The organism is Marivita sp. (assembly GCF_051251565.1).
Classification (GTDB): Bacteria; Pseudomonadota; Alphaproteobacteria; order Rhodobacterales; family Rhodobacteraceae; genus Marivita.
In genome coordinates, this window is the sequence record NZ_JBPOFB010000004.1 from 21,240 (window position 1) to 47,288 (window position 26,049).

General features: G+C 60.3%; 23 protein-coding genes. 12 read left to right on the plus strand and 11 right to left on the minus strand.

Going from position 1 to position 26,049, the window contains the following annotated elements:
* Nucleotides 1-66 precede the first annotated feature (66 nt).
* The 3 genes from ACSHXH_RS06775 to glpK all read left to right on the plus strand — a co-directional run bounded on the left by ACSHXH_RS06775 (nt 67) and on the right by glpK (nt 3,754).
* Nucleotides 67-348, plus strand: a complete 282-nt coding sequence (locus ACSHXH_RS06775) for a DUF2160 domain-containing protein (protein ID WP_435671025.1) — start codon at nt 67-69, stop codon at nt 346-348.
* Between the two features lie 75 nt (nt 349-423).
* On the plus strand, nt 424-2,136 hold the full coding sequence (locus ACSHXH_RS06780; RefSeq protein ID WP_435671026.1) for an ABC transporter substrate-binding protein: 1,713 nt from the start codon (nt 424-426) through the stop codon (nt 2,134-2,136).
* A gap of 127 nt (nt 2,137-2,263) precedes the next feature.
* Nucleotides 2,264-3,754, plus strand: coding sequence for a glycerol kinase GlpK (gene glpK, locus ACSHXH_RS06785; RefSeq protein WP_435671027.1), 1,491 nt, complete (start codon nt 2,264-2,266; stop codon nt 3,752-3,754).
* Nucleotides 3,755-3,814: 60 nt separating this feature from the next.
* Here glpK and ACSHXH_RS06790 read toward each other — a convergent pair whose 3' ends face one another.
* The gene (locus tag ACSHXH_RS06790; protein ID WP_435671028.1) at nt 3,815-4,804 is read right to left on the minus strand and encodes an NAD(P)H-quinone oxidoreductase; all 990 of its coding nucleotides are present in this window, start codon (nt 4,802-4,804) and stop codon (nt 3,815-3,817) included.
* A gap of 227 nt (nt 4,805-5,031) precedes the next feature.
* Between ACSHXH_RS06790 and ACSHXH_RS06795 the strand changes: the two genes are divergently transcribed.
* Nucleotides 5,032-6,321 carry an O-acetylhomoserine aminocarboxypropyltransferase/cysteine synthase family protein gene (locus ACSHXH_RS06795; RefSeq protein WP_435671029.1) on the plus strand — a complete coding sequence of 430 codons (1,290 nt, stop codon included), beginning with the start codon at nt 5,032-5,034 and terminating at the stop codon, nt 6,319-6,321.
* 75 nt (nt 6,322-6,396) lie between these two features.
* Here the strand turns inward: ACSHXH_RS06795 and ACSHXH_RS06800 are convergent, their stop codons facing one another.
* Nucleotides 6,397-7,089, minus strand: coding sequence for a metal-dependent hydrolase (locus ACSHXH_RS06800; protein ID WP_435671030.1), 693 nt, complete (start codon nt 7,087-7,089; stop codon nt 6,397-6,399).
* A 138-nt stretch (nt 7,090-7,227) separates the two neighbouring features.
* Here ACSHXH_RS06800 and bchE point away from each other — a divergent pair, with 138 nt between their 5' ends.
* Together bchE and bchJ are read left to right on the plus strand one after the other, a co-directional pair.
* Nucleotides 7,228-8,892 (plus strand): magnesium-protoporphyrin IX monomethyl ester anaerobic oxidative cyclase, encoded by a 1,665-nt coding sequence (gene bchE / locus ACSHXH_RS06805; protein WP_435671031.1) that lies wholly within the window; start codon nt 7,228-7,230, stop codon nt 8,890-8,892.
* 4 nt (nt 8,893-8,896) lie between these two features.
* Nucleotides 8,897-9,475 carry a bacteriochlorophyll 4-vinyl reductase gene (bchJ, locus tag ACSHXH_RS06810; protein ID WP_435671032.1) on the plus strand — a complete coding sequence of 193 codons (579 nt, stop codon included), beginning with the start codon at nt 8,897-8,899 and terminating at the stop codon, nt 9,473-9,475.
* A gap of 57 nt (nt 9,476-9,532) precedes the next feature.
* Here bchJ and ACSHXH_RS06815 read toward each other — a convergent pair whose 3' ends face one another.
* From ACSHXH_RS06815 to ACSHXH_RS06840, 6 genes are all read right to left on the minus strand, one after another.
* The gene (locus ACSHXH_RS06815) at nt 9,533-10,237 is read right to left on the minus strand and encodes an aspartate/glutamate racemase family protein (RefSeq protein WP_435671033.1); all 705 of its coding nucleotides are present in this window, start codon (nt 10,235-10,237) and stop codon (nt 9,533-9,535) included.
* Nucleotides 10,234-11,271, minus strand: coding sequence for an ABC transporter ATP-binding protein (locus tag ACSHXH_RS06820; protein WP_435671034.1), 1,038 nt, complete (start codon nt 11,269-11,271; stop codon nt 10,234-10,236). Before ACSHXH_RS06820 ends, ACSHXH_RS06815 begins: the two co-directional genes overlap by 4 nt.
* Complete coding sequence (locus ACSHXH_RS06825; RefSeq protein WP_435671035.1) at nt 11,268-12,242, minus strand: ABC transporter ATP-binding protein; 975 nt, start codon at nt 12,240-12,242, stop codon at nt 11,268-11,270. Before ACSHXH_RS06825 ends, ACSHXH_RS06820 begins: the two co-directional genes overlap by 4 nt.
* Nucleotides 12,239-13,126 carry an ABC transporter permease gene (locus ACSHXH_RS06830; RefSeq protein ID WP_435671036.1) on the minus strand — a complete coding sequence of 296 codons (888 nt, stop codon included), beginning with the start codon at nt 13,124-13,126 and terminating at the stop codon, nt 12,239-12,241. Before ACSHXH_RS06830 ends, ACSHXH_RS06825 begins: the two co-directional genes overlap by 4 nt.
* A 2-nt stretch (nt 13,127-13,128) precedes the next feature.
* Complete coding sequence (locus ACSHXH_RS06835; protein WP_435671037.1) at nt 13,129-14,082, minus strand: ABC transporter permease; 954 nt, start codon at nt 14,080-14,082, stop codon at nt 13,129-13,131.
* A gap of 63 nt (nt 14,083-14,145) precedes the next feature.
* Complete coding sequence (locus ACSHXH_RS06840) at nt 14,146-15,798, minus strand: ABC transporter substrate-binding protein (RefSeq protein WP_435671038.1); 1,653 nt, start codon at nt 15,796-15,798, stop codon at nt 14,146-14,148.
* Between the two features lie 287 nt (nt 15,799-16,085).
* Here ACSHXH_RS06840 and ACSHXH_RS06845 point away from each other — a divergent pair, with 287 nt between their 5' ends.
* Entirely contained in the window at nt 16,086-16,796 is a 711-nt protein-coding gene (locus ACSHXH_RS06845) for a GntR family transcriptional regulator (RefSeq protein WP_435671039.1), read from the plus strand.
* A 119-nt stretch (nt 16,797-16,915) separates the two neighbouring features.
* Here the strand turns inward: ACSHXH_RS06845 and ACSHXH_RS06850 are convergent, their stop codons facing one another.
* A complete protein-coding gene (locus tag ACSHXH_RS06850; RefSeq protein WP_435671040.1) occupies nt 16,916-18,142 on the minus strand; it encodes a Hint domain-containing protein in 1,227 nt (408 codons plus the stop codon).
* Between the two features lie 203 nt (nt 18,143-18,345).
* Between ACSHXH_RS06850 and gatC the strand changes: the two genes are divergently transcribed.
* From gatC to ACSHXH_RS06870, 4 genes are read left to right on the plus strand one after another with little or no spacing between them, the layout of a single operon-like run.
* Complete coding sequence (gene gatC / locus ACSHXH_RS06855) at nt 18,346-18,633, plus strand: Asp-tRNA(Asn)/Glu-tRNA(Gln) amidotransferase subunit GatC (RefSeq protein WP_435671041.1); 288 nt, start codon at nt 18,346-18,348, stop codon at nt 18,631-18,633.
* The gene (gatA, locus tag ACSHXH_RS06860) at nt 18,633-20,117 is read left to right on the plus strand and encodes an Asp-tRNA(Asn)/Glu-tRNA(Gln) amidotransferase subunit GatA (RefSeq protein WP_435671042.1); all 1,485 of its coding nucleotides are present in this window, start codon (nt 18,633-18,635) and stop codon (nt 20,115-20,117) included. The genes gatC and gatA overlap by 1 nt, the downstream gene beginning before the upstream one ends.
* Before the next feature lie 22 nt (nt 20,118-20,139).
* Nucleotides 20,140-20,853 (plus strand): hypothetical protein, encoded by a 714-nt coding sequence (locus tag ACSHXH_RS06865; protein ID WP_435671043.1) that lies wholly within the window; start codon nt 20,140-20,142, stop codon nt 20,851-20,853.
* The gene (locus ACSHXH_RS06870) at nt 20,817-21,512 is read left to right on the plus strand and encodes an N-acetylmuramoyl-L-alanine amidase (protein ID WP_435671044.1); all 696 of its coding nucleotides are present in this window, start codon (nt 20,817-20,819) and stop codon (nt 21,510-21,512) included. Before ACSHXH_RS06865 ends, ACSHXH_RS06870 begins: the two co-directional genes overlap by 37 nt.
* 95 nt (nt 21,513-21,607) lie before the next feature.
* Here ACSHXH_RS06870 and ACSHXH_RS06875 read toward each other — a convergent pair whose 3' ends face one another.
* Together ACSHXH_RS06875 and ACSHXH_RS06880 are read right to left on the minus strand one after the other, a co-directional pair.
* The gene (locus tag ACSHXH_RS06875) at nt 21,608-23,005 is read right to left on the minus strand and encodes a helix-turn-helix domain-containing protein (RefSeq protein WP_435671045.1); all 1,398 of its coding nucleotides are present in this window, start codon (nt 23,003-23,005) and stop codon (nt 21,608-21,610) included.
* Between the two features lie 53 nt (nt 23,006-23,058).
* Nucleotides 23,059-24,288 carry a multidrug effflux MFS transporter gene (locus ACSHXH_RS06880; protein ID WP_435671046.1) on the minus strand — a complete coding sequence of 410 codons (1,230 nt, stop codon included), beginning with the start codon at nt 24,286-24,288 and terminating at the stop codon, nt 23,059-23,061.
* Nucleotides 24,289-24,472: 184 nt separating this feature from the next.
* Here ACSHXH_RS06880 and ACSHXH_RS06885 point away from each other — a divergent pair, with 184 nt between their 5' ends.
* Nucleotides 24,473-26,005 (plus strand): acyl-CoA carboxylase subunit beta, encoded by a 1,533-nt coding sequence (locus ACSHXH_RS06885; protein WP_435671047.1) that lies wholly within the window; start codon nt 24,473-24,475, stop codon nt 26,003-26,005.
* Nucleotides 26,006-26,049 lie beyond the last annotated feature (44 nt).

Below are 26,049 nucleotides of genomic sequence, written 5' to 3' on the forward strand. Positions count from 1 at the left end.
TGGCCGCCGAGATCCTTGGGTCGGGCCAGGTGATGGCGCACTCTTGACCAATCGGAGGACTGACTGATGGACCTTTCATGGATGGCATGGACATGGCCGACCGCGATTTTCTTCATGGTCATCGCCAGCTTGTTGATCACCTTTACGATCCTTGCGATCAAATTCCCCGAGACACCGCGCACCGGTATCTTGCGGATCGAGACGACACGCGGGGACCGGCTGTTCATCACGCTTTTGGGCAGTGCCTTTATCAACCTTGCGTGGCTTGGCCTCGTGGGGGCGGAATTCCAGCCTTATGCCCTGATTGTCTGCGCGATTTACGCCGCAGCGGTGTTTCGCTGGGTCTGACGACATACCCCGGTCGTGTCCCGTTTGCGGGGCAGGGCCATTTCATCCAAGTTCTCAATAATTGGGAGGAACCACATGAACTTGAACCTTAAATCCTCAACGGCGGCATTGCTGATCCTTGCGGGTCCGGCCTTTGCCGACATGGACGCAGCACGCGCGTTCCTGGATACGGAGATCGGCGACATGTCATCGATCGACCGTGCCGCGCAAGAAGCCGAAATGCAGTTCTTCATTGACGCAGCCACGCCATTCCAGGGCATGGAGATCAAGGTGGTCTCGGAAACGATCACCACGCATGAATACGAAAGCCAGGTGCTTGCGCCTGCATTCGAGGCCATCACCGGCATCAAGGTCACCCACGACCTGATCGGCGAAGGCGACGTTGTTGAAAAGCTGCAAACTCAGATGCAGTCGGGCGAAAACATCTATGACGCTTATATCAACGACTCGGACCTGATCGGCACCCATTGGCGCTATCAGCAGGTGCGCAACCTGACCGACTGGATGGCGGGCGAAGGCGCAGATGTGACCCTGCCGACGCTGGATCTGGCGGATTTCATCGGCCTCAGCTTCACCACGGGCCCTGATGGCAAGGTCTACCAGCTTCCGACGCAGCAGTTCGCAAACCTGTATTGGTTCCGCTACGATTGGTTCAACGACGAAAAGAACAAGGCCGATTTCGAAGCACAGTTCGGCTACGAGCTGGGTGTTCCGGTCAACTGGGCGGCATATGAAGATATTGCGGAGTTCTTTACCGGCCGTGACCTAAGCCATATGGGCGTCGATGGCGATGTCTTTGGCAACATGGACTACGGCAAGAAAGACCCAAGCCTTGGCTGGCGCTACACCGACGCGTGGATGTCCATGGCGGGGATGGGCGACGTGGGTGAACCCAACGGCCTTCCGGTCGATGAATGGGGCATCCGGGTGAACGAGAACTCGCAGCCAACCGGCTCTTGTGTGGCCCGTGGTGGTGCGACCAACGCGCCGGCCGCCGTCTATGCTGTGACCAAGGCGATCGAATGGCTTGAGAAATACACGCCCCCAGCCGCTGCGGGTATGACCTTCTCTGAGGCGGGCCCGATCCCGGCGCAGGGCAATATCGCCCAGCAGATGTTCTGGTACACCGCGTTTACAGCCGACACGGTCAAGCCCGGTCTGCCGGTGATGAACGAAGACGGCACACCAAAGTGGCGCATGGCCCCCAGCCCGCATGGCGTTTACTGGAAAGAAGGCCAGAAGGTCGGCTACCAGGATGCTGGCAGCTGGACGCTGATGGAAAGCACTCCGGTAGACCGCGCCAAGGCGGCGTGGCTCTATGCACAGTTCGTTACGTCCAAGACCGTGGATGTGAAGAAATCCCATGTGGGTCTGACCTTCATCCGCGAATCCACCGTGCAGCACGAAAGCTTCACAGAGCGTGCGGATAAACTGGGTGGTCTGGTCGAATTCTACCGTTCGCCCGCGCGCGTTCAGTGGTCGCCGACAGGCACGAACGTGCCGGATTACCCCAAGCTGGCGCAGCTGTGGTGGCAGAACATCGGTGATGCAATGTCCGGTGCAAAGACCCCGCAAGAAGCGCTGGATGCGCTTTGTGCCGATCAGGAACGCGTGCTTGAGCGTCTTGAGCGTGCAGGCGTTCAGGGTGATCTTGGCCCAGTTCTCAACGAAGAGCGGGATGCGCAGTACTGGTTCGACCAGCCCGGCGCGCCGTTTGCCAAGCTTGAGAATGAGGACGAAGAGCCCAAGACCGTCTCTTATGACGAGCTGATCAAGTCCTGGCAGTAAGCTGCCTTACGATCGGGGCGCGGTCACCGCGCCCCGGTATTCGTTTGCCCCTTTCCCATTTGATCCTTTTCCACCGTCCTGAAACAGTGGGCGGACAGAACACGTCACCACAGGAGGCCCGCCGCACATGACCCATATTCTTGCCATCGACCAAGGCACGACATCGACGCGCGCTATCCTGTTTGACGAAACCCTGACCGCCATCGCTTCGGCGCAGGAAGAATTCGACCAGCATTACCCCAACAGTGGTTGGGTTGAACACGATCCGTCAGACCTCTGGTCCACGACCGCTGAAACCTGTCGTGCCGCGATTGAAAAAGCGGGCGTTGGTGCTGACAGCATCGCCGCCATCGGCATCACCAATCAGCGCGAAACGACGCTGGTCTGGGATCGCAAGACCGGCAAGCCGGTCTTCAACGCGATTGTCTGGCAGGACCGCCGCACCTCGGATGTGTGCAAGGCGCTCAAGGCCGACGGGTTTGAAGAGGTTGTGACCGACCGCACCGGGCTTTTGCTCGACCCGTATTTCAGCAGCACCAAACTGGCGTGGATTCTTGACAATGTGGACGGCGTGCGTGCCCGTGCCGAGGCCGGAGAGCTGGCCTTTGGCACCGTCGACACATGGCTGGTGTGGAACCTCACAGGTGGGCGCGTGCATGTCACCGACGCCACCAATGCGGCGCGTACCATGCTGTATGACATTCGCAAGGGCCGCTGGTCCAAGACGATCTGCGACAAGCTGGGCATCCCGATGTCCTTGCTTCCGCAAGTCAAGGATTGCGCCGCCGATTTCGGCGAGACGCGTGCTGATCTTTTTGGCCGTGCCGTCCCGATCTGCGGCATTGCCGGGGATCAGCAGGCGGCAACCGTGGGTCAGGCGTGTTTTAAGCCGGGGATGATGAAATCCACCTATGGCACCGGGTGTTTCGCGCTGTTGAACACAGGCGACACGCCGGTGCGGTCCAACAACAGGTTGCTGACCACCATCGCCTATCAGCTTGATGGCAAACCGACCTACGCGCTGGAAGGGTCGATCTTCATTGCGGGGGCCGTGGTGCAGTGGTTGCGCGATGGGCTCAAGATCATCCGCGAGGCGAAAGAAACGCAACCGCTGGCGGAAAAGGCCGATCCGATGCAAGAGGTGGTGCTTGTTCCGGCCTTCACCGGGCTTGGCGCACCCTATTGGAACGCCGAATGTCGCGGCGCGATTTTTGGCCTGACCCGCAATTCGGGACCAGAGGAATTTGCCCGCGCGGCCTTGGAAAGCGTGGGCTACCAGACGCGCGATTTGCTTGAGGCGATGAAGGCGGATTGGTCCGGTCAGTCGGAAACCGCGCTGCGGGTTGATGGCGGGATGAGCGCGTCGGACTGGACGATGCAATTCCTGTCCGACATCATTGATGCCCCTGTTGAGCGGCCCCGCGTGCTGGAAACAACCGCAATGGGCGTGGCCTGGCTTGCGGGCTACAAGGCAGGTGTGCTGCCAGACATGGAGGCCTTTGCGGCGCAATGGGCCGCCGATGCGCGGTTCGAGCCGGACATGGCTGCCAATCTGCGGACGCGCAAATACGGCGCTTGGAACCGGGCGGTTGAGGCGACAATCGGGTTTGCAGGCTAACACGCCGCGTCGATACGGGTAACGGACGGGCAAGGACTTTCGAAAGCCCTTGCGCGCGCGTTACCCAACCTTCAGCACGATCTTTCCGATATGGGTGGACCCTTCCATCCGGGCATGTGCCTTGGCGGCGTCTACAAGCGCAAATTCGCTGTCCATCACCGGCGCGATGCGACCTGATGCCAGATGTGGCCAGACCTCGGCCTCGAGGTCGCTGGCGATGGCGGCTTTGGCGGCAACAGACTGGGGGCGCAGGGTTGATCCGGTCAGGGTCAGCCGCCGGGTCATCATCTGGGTGAAATTCATCTCGACCTTGGGGCCTTGCAGGAAGGCGATTTGCACCAGCCGCCCGTCATCGGCAAGCGTCTTGACGTTGCGCGGCAGGTAATCGCCACCCACCATGTCGAGGATCACATTGGCACCGCCCATCGCGCGCATCGCGTCCACGAAATCCACGTCGCGGTAGTTCCATGCCTTTTCCGCCCCGAGCCCAACACATGCCGCGCATTTGTCTTCGGACCCGGCTGTCGTGAACACCCGCGCCCCGCGCAAGGACGCCAGTTGGATCGCCGTCGTGCCAATGCCCGACGATCCACCATGCACCAAAAACCGCTCTCCGGCCTGCAAGCCACCGCGTTTGAAAACATTTGACCAAACGGTAAAATATGTCTCGCAGAGCGCCGCGGCCTGATCCATCGGCATGCCTGCGGGCACGGGCAAGGCATGGTCGGCAAAGGTGGTGACGTATTCCGCATAGCCGCCGCCGGGCAACAGCGCTGTGACCGCATCGCCCACCTGCCAGCGCGACACGCCGGGCCCCACTGCGGCCACGGTGCCAGCGGCCTCAAGGCCGGGCAGGGGCGACGCACCCGCAGGAGGGTTGTACATCCCGGCGCGTTGCAGCGCATCGGGGCGGTTGACGCCTGCATAGGCGACCTTGATCAGGATTTCCCCGGCCATCGGCGCGGGCACCGGAACGGTGACGGGCTGCAACACCTCGGGTCCGCCATGGGTGGTGATTTCGACAGCGGTCATTGAGGCGGGAAGGGTCATGGCGGTGCGGTCTCCTGTCTGTTTTCTACCCCATGTGGCGCAGAATGTTGCCCCGCTGCAAGCCTGCTGAAACAGAGTTTCGCCTGCGCGTCGGAAAACGGAAACCTGTTCCATATGGGGCGATGCGAGGCCAAGGCGCTGTTCTTTCCCACAGACGGCCTGTTGTGAGCGCCCCCGCGATGGCCTAATCCTGTACGCAATCAGACAGTCCAATGGGGGAGACAACCATGACAGACGGACCCGACTACGGTTTTGACACGCTCCAGATCCACGCAGGCGCACGGCCTGACCCGGCCACGGGCGCGCGGCAGGTGCCGATCTACCAGACCACCGCCTATGTGTTCCGCGATGCCGATCACGCGGCGGCTTTGTTCAATCTTCAGGAAGTGGGCTACATCTATTCGCGCCTGACCAACCCGACCGTCGCGGCCTTGCAGGAACGCATGGCGACGCTTGAGGGCGGTGTGGGGGCGGTCTGCTGTTCCTCGGGTCACGCAGCGCAGATCATGGCGCTGTTCCCGCTGATGGGGCCGGGCAAGAACGTGGTTGCGTCCACGCGGCTTTACGGCGGCACGGTCACTCAGTTCAGCCAGACGATCAAACGCTTTGGCTGGTCCGCGACCTTTGTCGATTTCGACGATCTTGACGCGGTCAAGGCGGCGATCAACGACGACACCCGCGCGGTGTTCTGCGAATCCATTGCCAACCCGGGCGGCTATATCACCGATCTGGACTCGATTTCTGCCATTTCCGATGCGGCGGGTATTCCGCTTATCGTGGACAACACATCGGCCACACCGTATCTGTGCCGCCCGATCGAACATGGTGCCACGTTGGTGGTGCATTCGATGACCAAGTACCTGACGGGCAATGGCACCGTCACGGGTGGCGTGGTGATCGACAGCGGCAAGTTCGACTGGACCGCGAACGACAAGTTCCCGTCGCTGAGCGCACCCGAACCTGCCTATCACGGTTTGAAATTTGCCGAGACCTTTGGGCCTTTGGCGTTCACCTTCCACGGCATCGCCATTGGTCTGCGCGACCTGGGCATGACGCTCAACCCGCAGGCGGCGCATTACACGCTGATGGGGATCGAGACGCTGAGCCTGCGGATGCAGAAGCATGTCGAGAACGCGATGGAGGTGTCGTCCTGGCTGCAAACCCATGATGCGGTTGAGGCAGTGACCTATGCCGGTCTGCCGTCCTCGCCCTATAACCACCGGGTCGAGAAAATCTGCCCCAAGGGGGCAGGCGGGTTGTTCACGGTCAAGCTCAAGGGCGGCTATGACGCCTGTGTGAAGTTCGTGGATTCGCTTGAGATTTTCAGCCATGTGGCCAACCTTGGAGACACGCGCAGCCTTGTGATCCACTCGGCCTCGACCACGCACCGTCAACTGACCCCCGAGCAGCAGGAAGCGGCAGGGGCCGGGCCCAGTGTTGTGCGCATTTCCATCGGGATCGAAGACCCCAAGGACCTGATCGCCGATCTGAACAAGGCGCTGAACGCGACGCTGTAACACGGTCCTTCGACGGACCGTCAGCGGTTTCGAAAACGCATCCCAAGCCCGGTCGAACGGGCTTGGGCACGGGCGTCAGAGAGTGATCGGCACCATCACCTGCGGTTCGATCACATCCACGCCCGGCACCCCCTCTGCCAAGACCTGCGCCGATTGCTCCAGCAGCGGAAACGTGCGGTAGTGACACGGGATCACAGTCGTGAAATTGAAATACCGCTTGGCCGCATAGGCCGCCCCGGCCATGTCCATCGTGAAATGGCCCCCCGCCGACAGGATGCCGATATCGGGTTTGTGGTAATCGCCGATCCACTCCATGTCGGCCATGATCGTGGTATCGCCAGACAGGTAGATCGTATGGCCGTCGCCTTTGACGATGTAGCCGATCTCGGCCCCCATATAGACAGGCGCCCCCTCCACCACGATCGACGAGGAGTGAGACGCGGGCACCATCGTGACTGACACGGAGCCCAAAGCCAGCGTGCCGCCCTTGTTAAAGGCCGCGCCCTCGACCGCGCCTTGGCTGAACAGGTATTGCGCCAGTTCATAGATCGCGCTGACCGGAGCACCGGTTTTCTGCGAAATGCCCACCACATCGGTGGTGTGGTCAAAATGGCCATGCGTCACGAGGATCTGTGTTGCCCCGGCGATGGCGGCGTCATGGTCCTGACCCTCCATCATGGGATTTCCGTTCAGCCATGGGTCAACCAGCAGCACCTGATCGCCAATTTCGATGCGGAACGATCCGTGTCCAAGCCAAATGATGTTCATCGGTAAACTCCCTTGTTGTTCGCTCAAAGGCTAGCACAGGCGGCGCGTGGAGAAAGGGGCGACAGTGTTTTGATCCATGTCAACAAACTCTGACACACTTAGTGTCAGGATGGGTTTACACATACGGAGAGAGTCGCCATGCGCATTTTGTTTGTCCACCCGAATTACCGCTCTGGCGGGGCCGAGATTGCTGGTACCTGGCCGCCGGCATGGGTGGCTTACCTGTCGGGCCATCTTCGGCAGGCGGGGTTTGACGACATCCACTTTATCGACGCGATGACTGACAACATTGACGATGCCGATCTGGCCCGCCGGATGGAAGAGATCAAGCCCGATGTGGTGGGCGTGACTGCGATCACCCCGTCAATCTATCGCGCCGAAGATGTGCTCAAGGTCGCAAGCGAGGTGGTGCCAGATGCGGTGCGAATGCTGGGCGGCGTGCACGCAACCTTCATGTTCAAGCAAGTTTTGTCCGAGGCCCCGTGGGTCGATGTGATCGTGCGAGGCGAGGGCGAAGAGATCTGCACCGCACTGATGCTTGCGATCGAGGATGGGCGCTGGCCTGCCGACAAACACAAGATCAAGGGTCTGGCGTTTCAGGACGGGGACCAGATCATCGCAACTCCGGCGGCAAGCACGGTCAAGGATCTGAGCAAGATCAAGCCGGACTGGACCGTGTTGGAATGGTCGAAATACATCTACATCCCGCTGGGCACACGGGTGGCGATCCCGAACCTTGCGCGTGGCTGTCCGTTCACCTGTTCGTTCTGTTCGCAGTGGAAATTCTGGCGCGATTATCGCGTGCGCGATCCGAAGGACGTGGTCGACGAGATCGAGGATCTGGTGAACAATCACGGGGTCGGGTTCTTCATTCTGGCCGACGAAGAACCCACCATCAACAAGAAGAAATTCGTGGCCTTCTGTCAGGAATTGATCGACCGGGGCCTGCCCGACAAGGTCAAGTGGGGCATCAACACCCGCGTGACCGACATCTACCGTGACCGCGATCTGCTGAAATTCTACCGCAAGGCGGGGCTGGTGCATGTGAGCCTTGGCACCGAGGCGGCGGCGCAGATGAAGCTGGATATCTTCAACAAGGAAACCCGCGTCGAGGAAAACAAGGAAGCGATCCGCCTTTTGCGCGAGGCTGACATTCTGGTCGAGGCGCAGTTCATTGTCGGGCTGGACAACGAAACCCCCGAGACGCTGGAAGAGACCTACCAGATGGCGTGGGATTGGCAGCCCGATCTGGCGAACTGGTCGATGTATACGCCGTGGCCGTTTACCCCCTTGTTCCAGGAGTTGAAAGACAAGGTCGAAGTCTTTGATTTCAGTCGCTATAATTTTGTGACCCCGATCATGAAGCCCGCCGCGATGGAGCGGGGGGAGCTGCTTGATGGCGTGATGAACAACTACCGGCGTTTCTACATGAAAAAGGCGTTGTTCCACTATCCGTGGCGCGGCACTGGCTTCCGGCGGCGGTATCTGCTCGGCTGTCTTTATGCCTTCCTTAAAGCAGGGGTGGGCCGGACGTTCTATGATTTGGGCAAGGTGGGCTATACTGGACCGCAATCCAAGAACAAGCTGGATTTCCATTTCGACGAGACCCGAACCATCGCCGAGGCGCAGATGGAGGATTGGGAAGGCTCTGCCGACAAGGCCGCAGCGGCCAAGGAACGCCGTGAGGCTGTGAAGGCGCAGATGAAGGAACGCTCGGCCACCCGGACGCAGGACTTCAAGATACCCAACGGGGCCGAAGTCAAAGCCTGCGGAGGCGGATCGCAGCAAATGGAGGACGTCTGAGGACGTGCAACAAGGGGCCGTCATCGGCCCCAATGCCATCCTGCAACTCTTGCCGCAGATTGCCCGGATCGGCGGGGAGGCACGGGTGGCGCAGATGCTTGCCGAGGCGGGTGTGTTCGAGGTGCCGGACGGCACACAGATGATCCCCGAGGGCGACGCAATGCGCCTGCATCAGGTCTTGCGCCGTGACGAACCCGACATGGCGCCGGAACTTGCTTCTGAGGCGGGGCGCGCGACGGCGGATTATATCCTCGCGCATCGCATCCCGAAACCGGCGCAACTGGTACTCAAGGCGTTGCCGGCACCTTTGGCGGCACGCGTGCTGTCCGGGGCCATCGCCAAACACGCCTGGACTTTTGCAGGATCAGGCGTGTTCCGCGTGCTCTCGCCCTGGTGCTTTGAAATCGCGCAGAACCCCATCGTGCGTGGCGAACACAGCGCGACACCGCTCTGCCATTGGCACGCCGCGGTTTTTGCACGGCTCTATCAGGTCTTGGTGCACAAACGGGTCACATGCTTTGAGGCAAGCTGTTGCGCGGTCTCAAACGCAGAGGCCTGTCGCTTTGTTCTGCGGATCAGCTGAGCCCGCCTGGATCGGAACACGTCGCGCACCCGCCCGCAAAGGGCCTGTTCAGTCATGTCATGGGCATTCTGCGTAGGCAGGCCGTTCAGTGGGACGTGCGCGCGCGGATACGACCATCAGACACATATGCGCTGCTGCTACAACCGGATCAATGACATGGGTCGGGACGGACGGTGTCAGCTGTGATGCAATGGCTGTCATGCCCCCACATCCCAGCACGATGCTTTGATGCGGATCTGTCTTCAGTACCGCGTCAATCGTGGTGAGCACGCGCGACACGCTGTCGGTTCCTGAGTTCAGATCAAGCACTGGCACACCGGAGGGATGAACGCCATTGCATCTGTTCCCAAAGCCCATGGCGCGGATGTTGTCAGCGATCACCGGCACCGACACGGCCAAGGTGGTGACAACGCTAAACCGCTCTGAGGCAAGGCTGGCAGCGATGCAGCCGGCTTCTCCAAGTCCAATCACCGGGGCCGCGTGGCGTGCGCGCAAGTCATTCAAGCCGGTGTCGTCAAAGCATCCGACAACAATCGCATCCGCGCCCTCGGACAGGGCTGTGTCAAACAGGCCAAACAGGCCGGGAAGACAGTCTGCTGCATCTTTGGGCCCTTGTATCGAGACAGGTCCACGCGTGTTTGTCAGCCCCTCGACCTTGGCCAAATGGCCCACGGCAATTTGCGCCGCAGTCACCATTTCATCGGTCATGCTTTGCGTGGCGTTTGGGTTGAGGATGGTGATCCTGATCGGGTGCTGGCTCACTCCAGTCCATCCTTTTTGTGCGTCTCGGTGCCCGCACGGGTGCCGCCCGTTCGAGTTGCATGAACGCAGCGCGCCCATCGGCGTCCACCATCGGACCACACAGGAACAGGACTAGCGGCGCAGAGGTCTTCGGCATGTGCGCAGCGCGGGGCAAAGGCACAGCCTTCGGGCAATGCGCTGAGCGCCGGGGGGGCGCCCGGAACGGCATCAAGCCGGGTGCCGGGAACGGCACCAACAAGGTTGGCGGCAAGCAATCCGCGCGAATAGGGGTGGCGCGCATCCCGAATGATATCCGCGACCGATCCAGTCTCAACAAAGCTGCCTGCATACATCACCGCCAGTCGGTCCGACACCTCGACCGCGACGCCGATATCATGGGTGACAAAGATGACGCCCATACCCATCTCTTGCTGCAATTCTCGCAGCAAAAGCAGGATCTGGATTTGCACCGTGGCATCCAGTGCCGTTGTTGGTTCATCAGCCAGCAACAGCTTGGGCCGACAGGCCAGCGCCAGTGCAATCATCGCGCGCTGACGCATGCCGCCGGACATTTCATGCGGATAGTTTGCCAACCGCCGCTTGGCCGAGGGAATGCGCACAAGCTCAAGCATTTCGAGCGCGCGCGCCATGGCATCGTGTTTGCTCGCACCTTCGTGGCGCATCACCGTTTCCGCAATCTGGTGACCAATGGTGTAGACCGGATCAAGCGCGAGTGACGGGTCCTGAAAGATCATCGAAACGACTCCGCCCCGATGATCCGCAAGCGCTCTGCCGCTAAGGCTCAGAACGTCCTGCCCATCGACGTCCACCGCGCCGGTGATGCGTGTCTTTCTCTCTGGTAAAAGGCGGAGCAATGTCTTGAGCGTGACGCTTTTGCCTGACCCGCTTTCCCCGAGGATGCCCAACACTTCGCCAGACGCGAGATCAAAGCTGACACTGTTGACCGCATGTACGGGCGGTGTGCCTGCAAAGCGCACGGATAGATCGCGGACACTGACCAGCGGTGCATTTTGCGCAGATTGGGACACGTTCATGCCACCCTCTCTTGGGCACGATTGAGGTGACAGGCCGCCATGTGATCTGATCCGATAGCATGCTGAAAGGGCACCTGCGCGGCGCAAGGGCCGAAGGCCTGCGCACATCTGGTATGAAACCGGCATCCCGGCGGTGGATCGATCGGATTGGGCGGGTCACCTGCAAGCGGGGCTTCCATCGTGCGTTTGTCCGGGTCAAGCGATGGCATCGCGGCCAAAAGGGCTTCGGTGTAGGGATGACGCGGAGCGGTGTAGAGACTTTCTGCCGGTCCGATCTCGGCCACTTCGCCCAGATACATGACCATCACCCGGTCCGAGATGTGCCGCACCACATTCAGATCATGGCTGATAAAGACATATGTCAGGCCGCGTTCGCGGCGCAGGTCCATCAGCAGGTTCAGCACTTGCGCCTCGACCGATTTGTCCAGCGCCGATACCGCCTCGTCCAGCACGATCACCTGTGGATCAAAGGCCAAAGCCCGCGCGATGTTGACCCGCTGGCGCTGGCCACCGGACAGCTCATGGGCATAGCGCCCACCGAAACGCGCCGGATCAAGGCCAACGCGCTCCAGCAGGTCTTGGGCTTTGCGGGTTGCATCCCGCCCCGACATGCCATGCACCGTTGGCCCAAAGGCGATGGCATCAATCATCGTCATACGCGGGTTGAGCGACGCAAAACTGTCCTGAAACACCATCTGTACTTGGCGGCGAAATTCCTTGAGCGACAGTTCGAAGCCAACCACCTTGCCATTGAACCGCACGCTGCCGGTGTCGGGCTTGAGCAACTGCACCAGCAAGCGGGCAGTGGTCGACTTGCCACAGCCGCTTTCCCCGACAACGCCAAGCGTCTCGCCCGCTGCCAACTCAAAGCTCACATCGTCCACGGCGCGCACGACCTTGCGTTTTGGGCCAAAACCACCAGCGTCGAAGTGTTTGACAAGGTTATGAGCAGACAGGATCGGGGCAGTCATTGTTTGACATCCATGGCAGAGCGCAGCCCGTCGCTGAGCATGTTGAAGGAAATCGAGGTCATGAAAATCATCACGCCGGGCAGTGCCGCCAGCCAAGGCTGTACGTAGATAGCATTGCGCAACGTATTGAGCATCAAGCCCCATTCGGCATTTGGCGGACTGACCCCAAGACCGAGGAAGGACAGGCCCGCAGCCAAAATCATCGACACCGAAATCAGGCTGGTGGCATAGACAAAGATCGGCCCCAGCACATTGCCCAGCACATGCTCGCGCACGATTTGCAGGCTTGATGCCCCGCTGGCCTGTGCAGCTTCGATGTATTCCAGCTTGCGCACTGACGTGGTGACGCTCTCTGCGACACGCGCAATCGGCGGAATGAACACCACCGTGAGCGACAGCAACCCGTTCAGGATACCCGCCCCCAAAGCGCCGGAAATCGCAATGGCGAGAAGCACCGAAGGAAAGGCATAGAGCACGTCGAGTGTGCGCATGGTGATCGTATTGACCCACCCGCCCAGGTAGCCTGCCGCGATCCCGATGGTCGATCCGATGGCAAAAGCGATCAACACAGGCACGACGCCCATGAACAGTGACAGGCGCGCGCCATAGATCAACCGGCTGAGCATATCGCGGCCCAGTTCGTCCGCGCCAAGCAGGTAGCCTTCGGTGCCGATGGGGGACAAGCGTTTGAGCATGGTGCCTTGAAGCGGATCGGCAGGTGCGACCCACGGCGCAAAGACTGCCATCAACACAAGGCCAGCCGCGACAAGCCCGGCGCAGACCGCAACCTTGTCGCGCAGGAACCGCCCCCAAACCGCACGCCAATAGCCGTGGGATTTTTCAATTGTTGCAAGCGGGACAATGGTTTCGGCAGTGACAGCCATGTTCAGCCCCTTTGCAGACGTGGGTCGAGGGACGTTTGCGCGACATCCACCATGAGATTCAGAATGACGAAGAACATGGCAAGCACGAGGATGGTGCCCTGCAACAAGGGCAGGTCGCGTTGAAAGATCGCCTGTCCCAACAGAAACCCGGTTCCCGGCCATGAAAACACCGTCTCGATCAAGATCGACCCACCGAGCAGGTAGCCCAGTTGCAGGCCCATCACGGCCAAAGCCGTCGGCGCGGCGTTCTTGACGACATGGGCCAGCACGCCGCGATCCAGAAGCCCTTTGGCCTGAAGGCCGGTCACAAATTCCTGTTGCAGGATGTCAGCCACAAGCGCGCGCACGGTACGGGCGACAATACCCATGGGAATGACTGACATCGTCACAGCGGGCAGGATTAGGTATTGCATGTGTTCCCAGTCCCAAACCCATTGGCTTGATCCTCCGGGGCCGGCACCTGTGGCAGGCAACCAGCCAAGTTCGACAGAGAAGATAATGACCATCACCATGCCCAGCCAGTAATGCGGGACCGAAACGCCGATGACGGCGATCGCGGTCGCCAGCTTGTCAATCCAGCTATCGCGGAAGTAACCCGCAACAAATCCAAAAAGACTGCCCAGAGTGAATCCGATGATCGTGGCTGTTATGGCAAGGACCAGAGTGTTGCCGACGGCATTAAAGACTTCGGCCACAACGGGGCGTCCGGTGGCAATGGAATTGCCCAGATCCCCCTGCAAGGCCAAACCAAGCCAGCGAAAAAATTGCTCGGGATAGGATTTGTCAAATCCATAGATCGCCATCATTTGTTCTTGCAATTCGACCGACGCATCCGGCGGCAGGATCGAGACAAGCGGATCACCCGGTGAGATATGCACCAGCGCAAAGCACACCAGCGATACGCCCAGCATGATCGGCAGCGTGTAAAGTATTCTGCGAAGAACAAAGAGAAGCATCAGGGATGTGCCTTTTGACGGTGAGGCCGCCGCTATGAGGCGACCTCATTGATGTGATGCAGGTCAGTCCGCAACAGTCATTGGCGCAATGTCGATGAACCAGTTCTTGGGCTGGGTGACATTGCCAACGCGTGATGCCATGGCACGTGGGCCGACATCGTGGGCGATCCAGACAAACGGGGCTTCCTCGACGATGCGAGTGTGCAACCGCGCCAGTGCCGCATCACGGTCCGCATCTGCAAACGACGTGCGGGCATCGGCGATCAGAGCATCGAATTCGTCATTGCCGAACAGGCCCCAGTTGTTGGACACAGGCGGGAAGGTTTCGGTCGATACGAAACGGACCATGGCAAAGAACGGGTCCATCGTTGCGAAAGAGACGTTGATCGCATGCGCGCCGCGCGCGCTTTCGTCTGCGGCACCCTTGCGCCAGTTTGTGAACACGGTGTTCCACTCCAGCACGTCCAGTTCGACGTCAAAGAAACAGTCCGCCAGTGATTGCTGCACATATTCGTTCATCGTGACTGGCTGCATCTGGCCAGAACCAGAGGCAGAGGTCTGAACCTTGACCTGCACGGGATTGTCTGAGGAAAAACCAGCCTCAAGCATGAGCGCGCGTGCGGTATCGGGATCATAGCGGATATCAAAGGACGGGTTGCCCCACCATGGGTGGCCCGGCTCGACCGAGCCTTTGGGGATGCCCATGTAGCCACCCAGCAGAACCTGAAGCTCTTCGCGGTTCACACACAGGTTGGCCGCGTGGCGGACGCGTTTGTCGAGCCAGGGCGATCCTTCATGGAACGACAATTGCCAAGGCCACACATGCGGCTGCGGGTTGGAATAGATCACGTTGCCTTCGGACTGAATGCGCGGGATTGCGTCGGGTGCTGGTGCTTCGATCCAATCGACCTGACCGGACAGCAATGCGGCTGTACGGGCATTCGCATCGGGCAGGGGCACCAGAACAACCCGGTCGATTGTCGGTGTGCGTGCAGGATCCCAATAGTCTTCGTTCTTGATCATCTCGAAGCGTTCGCGCGGAACCAGCAGATCGCCCTCGAACGGGCCTGTACCCGACGGATCGGCTGCGAAAGCTGTCCATGCTGCTGCGGCTCGCTCTTTGGGATCGGTGATCGAAGCATCGACAGCGTCGTAGAGCGCCTGCCAATGGGTTGGCGACGCCATGAACAGCATTGTCATGTTCAGTGGCAGAAAGCTGTCGGGTTGTGTGGTGGTCAGTTCGACTGTCAGATCGTCAATTGCACGGGCAGAGGCCAGAGTCGGCATGCGCGACTTGGTGGCACCCACCTGATCCGGTGCGAAATGCGGCGCGGCTTCGTCGAGAACTTTCTGCACGTTCCAGACCACTGCGTCAGCAGTAAAAGGCGATCCATCGTGGAAGGTCACGCCGTCACGCAGCGTGAAGGTCCATTTTGTTGTGTCGTCAGGGTTCACTTCCCACGAGGTCGCAAGGCCGGGAACAATTCCGCTGGCTTCGGTTTCAGATGACAGATCCCAATGGGTCAAAGCGTCGTACATCGGGATGCCCGTGAACCGGTTCCCTTCAAAGCCTTGGTCGGGTTGGCCCGAGGTGCGCGGGATATCCGCGGCTGTCATGCCGATGGTCAATTTTTTTTCTGCCCATGCAGGGCTTGCGGCCAGAAGCGCGGTCATCAATGCGACCGCTGTAGACCGGGATAGAGCTGTCTTTTTCATTCTCATTTCTCCTGTTGCACTTGTGGGTCCAGCTTGTTGGGCAGCGTAACCCTTGCTGTGAGGGTGCGATTTGGAGGGTTTTCGTCGATTGATTCGGGTAATTTTGTATACAATCTGGTCAATAAATGTTGACAAAAGCCTACTTTTTGGCCACAATGAAGGGGCTTAGTCTAATTTATTTGCAGATCGGTTGCTGGGCTTGCAGACCGCGCTGACAATTGCGATATCGCCTCGCCAATGTGGGCAAAGGGATTCAGTAGATTGTATGCAACTTTGAGCCGTTCAAAATGAGTATAGCGCGCAAACACACCGTCTCGCCCGAGAGTGCCAAATCTGATGGTTTGCAAAACCCCGTCTATATCGGCATCGAACAGGCCATTCTGGAACATCGCATCCCACCCGGTATGCGCCTTGCAGAAAACGACCTTGCGGATGTGTACGGCGTGTCGCGGACGATTGTTCGCGCAGGGCTTCAGGCGCTGGCACAGGCACATCTTGTGACCTTGCGCCCAAATCGGGGTGCCAGCGTTGCCAATCCGAGCCCCCGGCAAGCCCGCGAAGTCTTTGAAGCCCGCGAATTGCTAGAGCCACGATCGGCACGCGAAGCCGCGTTGAACGCAAAGCCAAAAGACATCGCCGACCTGCGTCTCCACACAAGGGCCGAGCATGACGCCATTCGTGACAACGCATCCGGTCGCGCGCTGCGTCTGTCTGGCCTGTTCCATGTGAAGGTTGCAGAGATCGCAAATCAGCAGACCATCGCCGAGTTTATTGAAAGCCTCGTCTCAAGGTCGTCGCTGATTATCGGGTTGTATTGGACAAGGACAAGCATGCGGTGCGACGAAGACTGCCACAAAGCGCTTGTTGATGCCATCGAACGCAATGATCCCGATGAGGCAGAAGAGTTGATGCGCAGCCACTTGGTAGAGATCCACGCTGGTTTGCATTTTGGCGCGACCGACAAAGACCATAAAACCTTGAAAGATATGCTTGGTTAGCAAGATGTCAGTTTTGGTTTTTCCAGCGTACCGTCGTCGCAGGGTTTGTCACGTTTGATGTGTACCGTGCGGAAGAACGCTCTGCTGTGATTTGAACCTGTCTCTTTGGTGGCTTCTGGTCAAAGACAGGCGGCGTCCTGTAGCGCCAGCCAATTGCGGGCACCGGCGAAAAGGCTCACTGTGCCCTGACCGTTCTTGGTCTTGCGAAACGCCAGTTTTCGCGCCTTCGCCCCGGCGACCAAAAGGCGGGCAGGCGCGGCTGCAATCAGACGCAGGCCGGAACAGAGTGCATCAGATGGCGCGTCGATTTTGTTTTGCGCCAACTCTTCCAACGTTTTGAGCGCCTCGTCACCGGGCAGCAGGCTTTCGGCCGCATAGCCGTTTGCGTTCAGAATGTGATGTGCCTCCAGCAGGATGTGAAAGTAACGTACAGGCTCGGACGGGAGCAGGCAGGTGGCGTCGGCGGTGTCCAAAATGTCCTTGGCGGGGATCAGCACCGCGTCGCAGCCAAACATCCGCGCGACGATCTTGCCTGACACCAACACCCGGTGTTGCCGCGACACGCAGAGCGGCGGATGCCCGTTGACCGGGCGCAGCCGGATTGGGCGCAGGTTGGGGTGGCTGTCCATGTCCTCGGGCGCGACAAGGGTCGAAAACACCCATGCGATGGGCTGCAACCCGCTGTCCAGCGTCTGCACAAGTTCCCCAGCGCGCAGGTTTTCGACCGCACGAAACCCCGATGCGGTTTCAATCAGCGTGCCTTCCGCAAAACAGATCAGCGATCCCGGTGTCGGTGTGGCGGAATTCGTAAATCCGGCCCCAAGGCGCTGAAGCGAAATCCCATCAATGTCATTGCCAAAATTCTCGCCGCTGCCCGACCGGGTTGCGGTTGACGAAAACCCGGAAAACCCCGACGCGGTGGTTGGGTCGAGCAACGGGTCACCATTATAGGTGGCTTGAATGTACTGGTCGTTGGAGGGATCGTAGATGACAACATTGTCACCGGGGTTGTTCAGAACGTTGCTGCCGTAATTGGCGTTAAATGCAAGATTGTTGCCTGTCACCGGGGGCAGGCTGCCACCGGGTTGCACATCGCGGACCACAACAGCAACCGCACCAGCCTGAAGGATCGTGCCCGGCGGAAAAGTAAACCAGTTGTCGCGCCCTTGATCCCAAAGCTCGAGCCCCGAAATGTCGATGGCGGACCCGGAAAAGTTGATCAATTCCACGAATTCATCACCGCCCGTCGCGGATCCGTTGCCGTCCGTGTCAAAGTTATGCGTGGCGCCGTTGGGATCGACCAGAAATTCGTTGATCGCAATACCGCCGAGGAGCGTGTCTGGCATGCTTTCAGTGCACCAATAAAACTATCATCACGGGTCGAGAATTAAGTTTGCGACAAAAATGTGGCGGATTTTGGGCAAAGCGCGTCGCCGATGTGCGTGGCCCCGCAGGACACCATGCTGTGACACCGCAATGACTTGCACGCTCTGGCCTGCCTCGGTAAACGCTGCCCAAAGATCAACGCGCATTTAGGGGACACCCAACCATGTCCATCGACATCGAAACCGCCGCCCGCGTGGCCAAACTTGCACGCATCCGCGTCGAAACGGATGCGCTGCCTGCGCTGGCTCAGGAATTCAGCACCATCCTCGGCTTTATCGAGCAGTTGAACGAGGTCGATGTGGACGGCGTAGAACCCATGGTCAGCGTTGAACCGATGCGGCTCAAGCGGCGTCAGGACGTGATCACCGATGGCGGCATGCAGGACAAGGTTCTGGCCAATGCGCCCGACGCCCGCGAGGGTTTTTTCGCTGTGCCGAAGGTGGTGGAATAATGACCGATCTGACCAAGCTTAAAATCTCCGAGGCCCGCGATGCGCTGCGCAAGGGCGATGTGACCAGCGTTGATCTGACCCAAGCCTGCCTGACCGCCATCGACGGCGCTGATGCGCTGGGGGCGTTTGTGCATAAGACACCGGATGTGGCGCTGGCGCAGGCCACAGCTGCCGATGCGCGGATCAAGGCGGGGGACGCACCGGATCTGTGCGGCATTCCGCTGGGTATCAAAGATCTGTTCTGCACCAAGGGCGTGCCGTCGCAGGCTGCCAGCGCGATCCTGAACGGGTTCAAGCCGGAATATGAAAGCACAGTCACCAGCCAGCTCTTTGGCGCGGGCGCGGTCATGCTCGGAAAGCTCAACATGGACGAGTTCGCCATGGGGTCGTCGAACGAGACCTCGACCTATGGCAACGCAATCAACCCTTGGAGGCGCGCGGCCGATGATACGGCGCTGACACCGGGCGGGTCGTCGGGCGGATCTGCGTCGGCTGTTGCGGCAGACCTGTGCCTCGCTGCCACTGGCACCGATACCGGCGGGTCCATCCGCCAGCCTGCGGCGTTCACTGGCATCACTGGGATCAAGCCGACCTACGGGCGCTGTTCGCGCTGGGGCATCGTGGCCTTCGCCTCCAGCCTCGATCAGGCGGGACCGATGACCAAAGACGTGCGCGACGCCGCCATCATGCTCGAAGCGATGTGCGGCCACGATCCCAAGGACAGCACCAGCGCCGATTTGGCCGTGCCGAATTTTGAGGCGATGCTGACCGGCGACATTCGTGGCAAGACCATCGGCATCCCGCGCGAATACCGCATGGACGGCATGCCCGACGCGATCGAGGCGCTTTGGGCCGAGGGTCGCCGCATGCTCGAAGACGCAGGCGCCGTGATCAAGGACATAAGCCTGCCGCATACCAAATACGCGCTGCCCGCCTATTATGTGATCGCCCCCGCCGAGGCGTCCAGCAACCTCGCGCGCTATGACGGCGTGCGCTACGGCCACCGCGCGAAACTGGCGCAGGGCGATGGCATCACCGAGATGTACGAGAAAACCCGCGCCGAAGGCTTCGGCCCCGAGGTGCAGCGCCGCGTGATGGTGGGCACCTATGTGCTGTCAGCAGGGTTCTACGACGCCTATTACAACCGCGCCCGCAAGGTGCGCACGCTGATCAAAAAAGACTTCGAAGATGTCTTTGCCCAAGGTATCGATGCGATCCTGACACCGGCCACGCCCTCGGCCGCGTTCGAACTGGGCAAGGACGTGTCTGATCCGGTGGAAATGTATCTTAATGATATCTTTACCGTGACGGTGAACCTGGCCGGGCTGCCGGGCATCTCGGTGCCCACCGGCGTTGATGCGCAGGGTTTGCCGCTGGGTCTGCAATTGATTGGACGTCCTTGGGAAGAGGGGGATTTGCTGAATACCGCTTATGCCCTTGAACAGGCCGCCGGGTTTGTGGCGAAACCGGCCCAATGGTGGTAAATCGCGCCAAATGAGGCAGGATATGACACAAAGACATTTGTATTTCCGCACACTGGCCGGGGGCGTTGCACTGCTTGCGCTGACCGCCTGCGCCAGCAACATTCCCGACAGCGCGCAAGGCGTCGGGTTCGACCGCTACGACACCTACCAGCAACGCCGCGATGCGGTGCTTGAAGGGCGCGCAGCCCCTGCCACGATAAGCGCTCCGCCCTCCGTTTCGGGTGCGCCTTTGTCCGCGACCGGTCCGCTGGATCAGGCCGCGCTTGACGCCCGTCTTAGCAATTCCGGCGTTGATCCGGTCAATGCCTCGCCCAGCAATCCCGCACCGCAGATCGTTGAAAACGCGGCCGGAATTTCTGCCGAGAACGACTTTGACGCGGTGTCCAACACGCGCTCCATCGAAGGCGATGCGGCGCTGATTGCGCAGAACCGCGCGCGCTACCAGATCATTCAACCCGAGGCGCTGCCAACGCGCCCCGGCAGCAATGCGCCCAATATCGTGGCCTATGCGTTGCAGACGACGAACCCCAAAGGTGCACCGATCTATCGCCGGTCGTCCTTTGCCTCCGAGAACCGCCACCTGCGCAACTGCGCGGCGTTCACCTCGGCGGATCTGGCGCAGGAAGAATTCCTTGCCAATGGCGGCCCAGAGCGGGACCGCCAGACCCTTGATCCCGATGGCGACGGGTTTGCCTGCGCGTGGGATCCGGCACCGTTCCGGGCGGTGCGCAACTGACGCCCCTTTGGCATCCGTCGCCCAATTGCGGACCGCGCCGGGATGGGGCGCGGCCTGACCTCATCGTCCTGCACTATACCGCAATGGACTGCGCCCTAAAGGCGCGCGACTGGCTGTGCGCCACGGAGGCACAGGTCTCTGCACATTATGTTCTGGGCCCCGATGGCACCGTTTGGCAACTGGTCGCGGAAGATGCCCGCGCATGGCATGCGGGGGCAGGGGCGTGGGGGCCGGTCACGGATGTGAACTCCCGCTCTATCGGAATCGAGATCGCCAATACCGGCAGCACACCTTTCGCCGCCAAACAGATGGACACGCTCGAAACGCTTGTCGCGGGTATCATGGACCGTCACACCATCCCGCCGGAACGAGTGATCGGCCATTCCGACATGGCTCCGGGTCGCAAGATTGACCCCGGCGCAAAGTTCGACTGGCAACGCCTTGCACGGCAGGGCCTTGCCATCTGGCCTGATGCCAAGGGCGACGGTGATTTTGAGGCAAACGCCAGGCTTTTCGGCTACACCGCAGCCGTCCCGCTAGACACTCTGCTGCACGCCGTTCGCCTCCGGTTCCGACCGGGCGCCAAAGGCCCGCTCGATAACACGGACCGCGCGATCATGGCCAACCTCGCGCACCGCTGGCCGGTCTCGCAGGTCTAGGTTTCTTTGGGCTTAAAATACCTCGGGGTCTGGGGCAGAGCCCCAGCGGTTCCGTCCACGGCAACACATGATGCGTCACCGCATCGTGACCGTACTCACGTCAATTCGTAGGGCAAGATTCCACGCCGATGCGTCTGGATCGTCAGCTTTCGCTCCAAAGGTGGAACCGACCGCTGGTGGCAGTTCGACCGCTCGCAGATGCGGCAGGAAATCCCGATTGGCTCAAACGCGCCGTCGCGGTTCAAATCCAACCCGTCCGCATACACCAGCGCGCCAGCGTGCTTCACCTCGCATCCCAGCGCAATCGCGTAACGCCGGACAGGCGCGCCGAAATGCCCGCCGGTTTTGGACACGTCCCGCGCCAGTGAAATATAGCGCACCCCGTCGGGTGTTTCAGCCAATTGCCGCAGGAACCGGCCCGGCGTCTCGAAGGCGCTGTGCACATTCCACAACGGACAGGCCCCGCCAAACCGCGCAAACTGAAGCCGTGTGGCCGAGTGGCGTTTGGTGATCGTGCCCGCCTGATCGACCCGTACAAAGAAAAACGGAATGCCCTTGGCCCCGGGGCGTTGCAGCGTCGACAGCCTGTGCGCGACCTGCTCAATCGACGCGCCAAAGCGCCGCGCCATCAGTTCAAGATCGTGCCGCGTGTCCTTGGCCGCTTGCAGGAATTGGCCATAGGGCATGACAGCGGCCCCGGCAAAGTAATTGGCCAGCCCCAGCCGCGCGATATCGCGGGCGGCGTCGGACTGAAACCGCGCCAGATCCAGCGTCGCGTCCAGCAGCTTGGCCTGCCGGGTCAGTGCCAGTTGCAGCATCATCTGAAAGGTCTGCGTCTCGGGGGCGGCCAGCGACGACAGGGTCAGTTCCTGACGCAATTCGTCAAAGCGGCGCAGGTCGGGCACATTGGCAAAGCGCACATGCAGCCCTTCGGCCTCCAGCCCGCGAATGGCGGCGCGGACGCGGTCGGTGCCGGTGAGCTTGGTGGCGACCCGTTCGGCGGCTTTGTCCACGGCGTCGATGTAATTGTCGCAATAATGGAAGAAATCGCGGACCTCTTCCCAGGGCGAGGGCTGCAATTGCGCGCCTTCGCGGCCCAACGCTTCGTCCAGAGAGGCCAGCCGCTCATGTGTCTGGCGGTACGCGCGGTGCAGTTCGAGAAACGCGCGTGCAAGGCCGGGCGCGTTTGATGCGGTCAGGCGCAGGTCCGCGACGGGCGGGGCGGCATCGGCAAAGACCGGATCGGCCAGCGCCTCGCGCATGTCCGAGATCATGCGTTCCGCGTCACCCTGACCCAGTTCGGTCACGTCAACGCCGAATTCCTGCGCCAACGCCAGAACAACGGTTGTGGACAGCGGGCGCTTGTTGTTTTCCATCTGGTTCAGATAAGGCAGGGACACGCCCATCTTGGTCGAGAAATCGCGCTGGGTGATGCCCAGCCGCGTGCGGATCTCGCGCAGCTTTGCACCGGCGTAAAGTTTCTGAGTGGGCATTGCATCCTCATTGCTTTGCAGCTTTGCAGCCGGTCAGCTTTGAGTTTGCAAATTCATCCGGCGCTGTCCAGCCCCGCAAGCCGCTCAGAGCGCCAGATCACCATCTGGATCGCAAGGATCGCGCAGACCGCCGTGGCCAGCATGATCCACAAAAGCGGCCACGCGCCCGTGCCGGGCACCAGCAACGCCCCCGCGAGCGCCGACAGGGCGGCACCGCCCCCCAGCATGATTGACCCGCCCAGCCCCGATGCGGTGCCTGCCAGATGCGGACGCACCGACAGCATACCAGCGGTGGCATTGGGGATGGTCATTCCGTTGCCAAGGCCCACGAATGTCATGAAGCCAAAGAAGGTCCATTCTGTGCCAAAGCCCAGCCAGAACACCAGCATCGACAGCACAATCCCGGTGCAGTTGATGAAGGTGCCGACCAGAACCATCCGGTTCACGCCGATCCGTGCGGAATAGCGTCCCGAGATGAAGTTGCCCAGGAAGTACCCGATGGCCGGAGCACCGAAGAAAAAGCCAAGCACCGCGGGTGACATGCCGAACACCTCGGTGCCGACATATGGCGCGCCGCCGAGATAGGCAAAGAACGCACCCGACGACATGGCCGAGGCGGTGGCATAGCCCCAAAAGCGCGGGCTGGTCAAAAGCTCGGGATATTGGGCGAATTGCTGGCGCAGTGTCAGGCCGCTCACCGCAGCGGTTTCGCCAAGATCGGACCAGGTGAGCCAGAACAGGCCAAAGCCAAGGATCAACAGCAGCCAGAAATTCGCCTGCCAGCCGAAATACTGATCCAGCACGCCGCCAAAAGCCGGGCCGATCATCGGCACCACGGCCATGCCCATCGTGACATAACCGATCATCGACGCGGCCTGATCTTGGGGGACGCAATCGCGCACCACCGCGCGGCTGAGCACCATCGCGGTCACGATCACCGCCTGTGCCATGCGAAAGCCAAGAAAGGTGTAGATGTCAGGCGCATAGATGCAGCCCAGCGTGGCCAGACAAAACCCCGCGATCCCCCACAGGATCACCGGGCGGCGCCCCATCTTGTCCGAGATCGGACCGATCACCAGTTGCAGCACCGCGTTCACCGCCAGATAGACCGCGACGGACAGTTGCATCAGCCAGTATTCGGTCTGGAAATAGGCCGTCATGTTTGGCAGAGACGGCAGGAAGATGTTCATCACCAATGCCGAAAGCCCTGCGAGCAGGATCAGTGTGACAATATGTGGCGGTGTTGAGCGGTCCAGAAATCGGACCTTGGAGGCATAACTCATTCTCAATCGCTACGCCTGTGGTTGAGGAATGTCCATATTCCGATATGTAGCGATACAATTTGCGGATTTGCAGGTTTGCAATTTGCAATCAAGCCGATTTTCATAGTTTGCAAATTTGCTGATTAAGGCTTGAGGTGACGCGGCGTCGCAGTATGTTCCGCGCAAAGCGATAAAGGGACGGTCCATGAAAGATATTCTGCAAGAGTTGGAAACCCGCCGCGCCGATGCCCGCTTGGGTGGCGGGCAGAAACGCATCGACGCGCAGCATTCGCGCGGCAAGCTGACCGCGCGCGAACGGGTTGAACTGCTTCTCGATGAGGGCAGCTTTGAAGAATATGACATGTTTGTGACCCATCGCTGCACCGATTTTGGGATGGAAAAGAACCGCCCGGCAGGCGACGGCGTTGTCACCGGGTGGGGCACGATCAATGGCCGCATGGTGTATGTGTTCAGCCAGGATTTCACCGTTCTGGGCGGGTCAGTGTCGGCCACCCACGCGATGAAAATCTGCAAGATCATGGATATGGCGATGCAGAACGGCGCGCCGGTGATCGGTATCAACGATTCCGGTGGTGCGCGCATTCAGGAAGGCGTCGACAGCCTTGCCGGTTACGGCGAGGTGTTCCAGCGCAATATCATGGCATCGGGTGTGGTTCCGCAGATCAGTGTGATCATGGGGCCGTGCGCGGGTGGCGCGGTGTATTCACCGGCGATGACCGACTTTATCTTCATGGTCAAAGATTCCAGCTACATGTTCGTGACTGGCCCGGACGTGGTCAAGACAGTGACCAATGAACAGGTCACCGCCGAGGAACTGGGCGGCGCCACAACCCACACGCGCAAGTCCTCTGTCGCCGATGGTGCGTTCGAGAACGACGTCGAAGCCCTGGCCGAAGTGCGCCGTCTGGTGGATTTCCTGCCGCTCAACAACCGTCAGAAACCGCCGGTACGGCCGTTCTTTGATGATGTGGACCGCGTGGAACATTCGCTCGACACGCTGGTGCCAGAGAACGCCAACACGCCCTATGACATGAAAGAGCTGATCTGGAAGCTTGCCGACGAAGGCGATTTCTACGAGATTCAGGAAGATTTCGCCAAGAATATCATCACCGGGTTTATCCGGCTTGAAGGCCAGACCGTGGGTGTCGTGGCGAACCAGCCGATGGTTCTGGCCGGCGTTCTGGATATCGACAGCGCCCGCAAGGCCGCGCGCTTTGTGCGGTTCTGCGATTGCTATGACATCCCGATCCTGACGCTGGTGGACGTGCCGGGCTTCCTGCCTGGAACGTCACAGGAATATAATGGCGTGATCAAGCACGGGGCAAAGCTGCTCTTTGCTTATGGTGAGGCGACGGTGCCGAAAGTGACGGTCATCACCCGCAAAAGCTATGGCGGGGCCTATGTGGTTATGGCGTCCAAACATCTGCGGGCGGATGTGAACTATGCTTGGCCCACCGCCGAGATTGCGGTGATGGGGGCCAAGGGTGCCACCGAGATCATCCACCGTGCCGATCTTGGGGATGCAGACAAGATCGCGGCCCATGCGGCGGAATATGAAGACCGGTTTGCCAACCCTTTCGTGGCGGCAGAGCGGGGCTTTATCGACGAAGTGATCCAGCCGCGCAGCACGCGCAAACGGGTCGCGCGGGCGTTCGCTGCGCTTCGTTCGAAGAAGCAGGAAATGCCGTGGAAGAAGCACGACAATATTCCGCTTTAACCACGGCAACGGTGCGTGCGAGCACGCACCTGACAGAGGAGGTC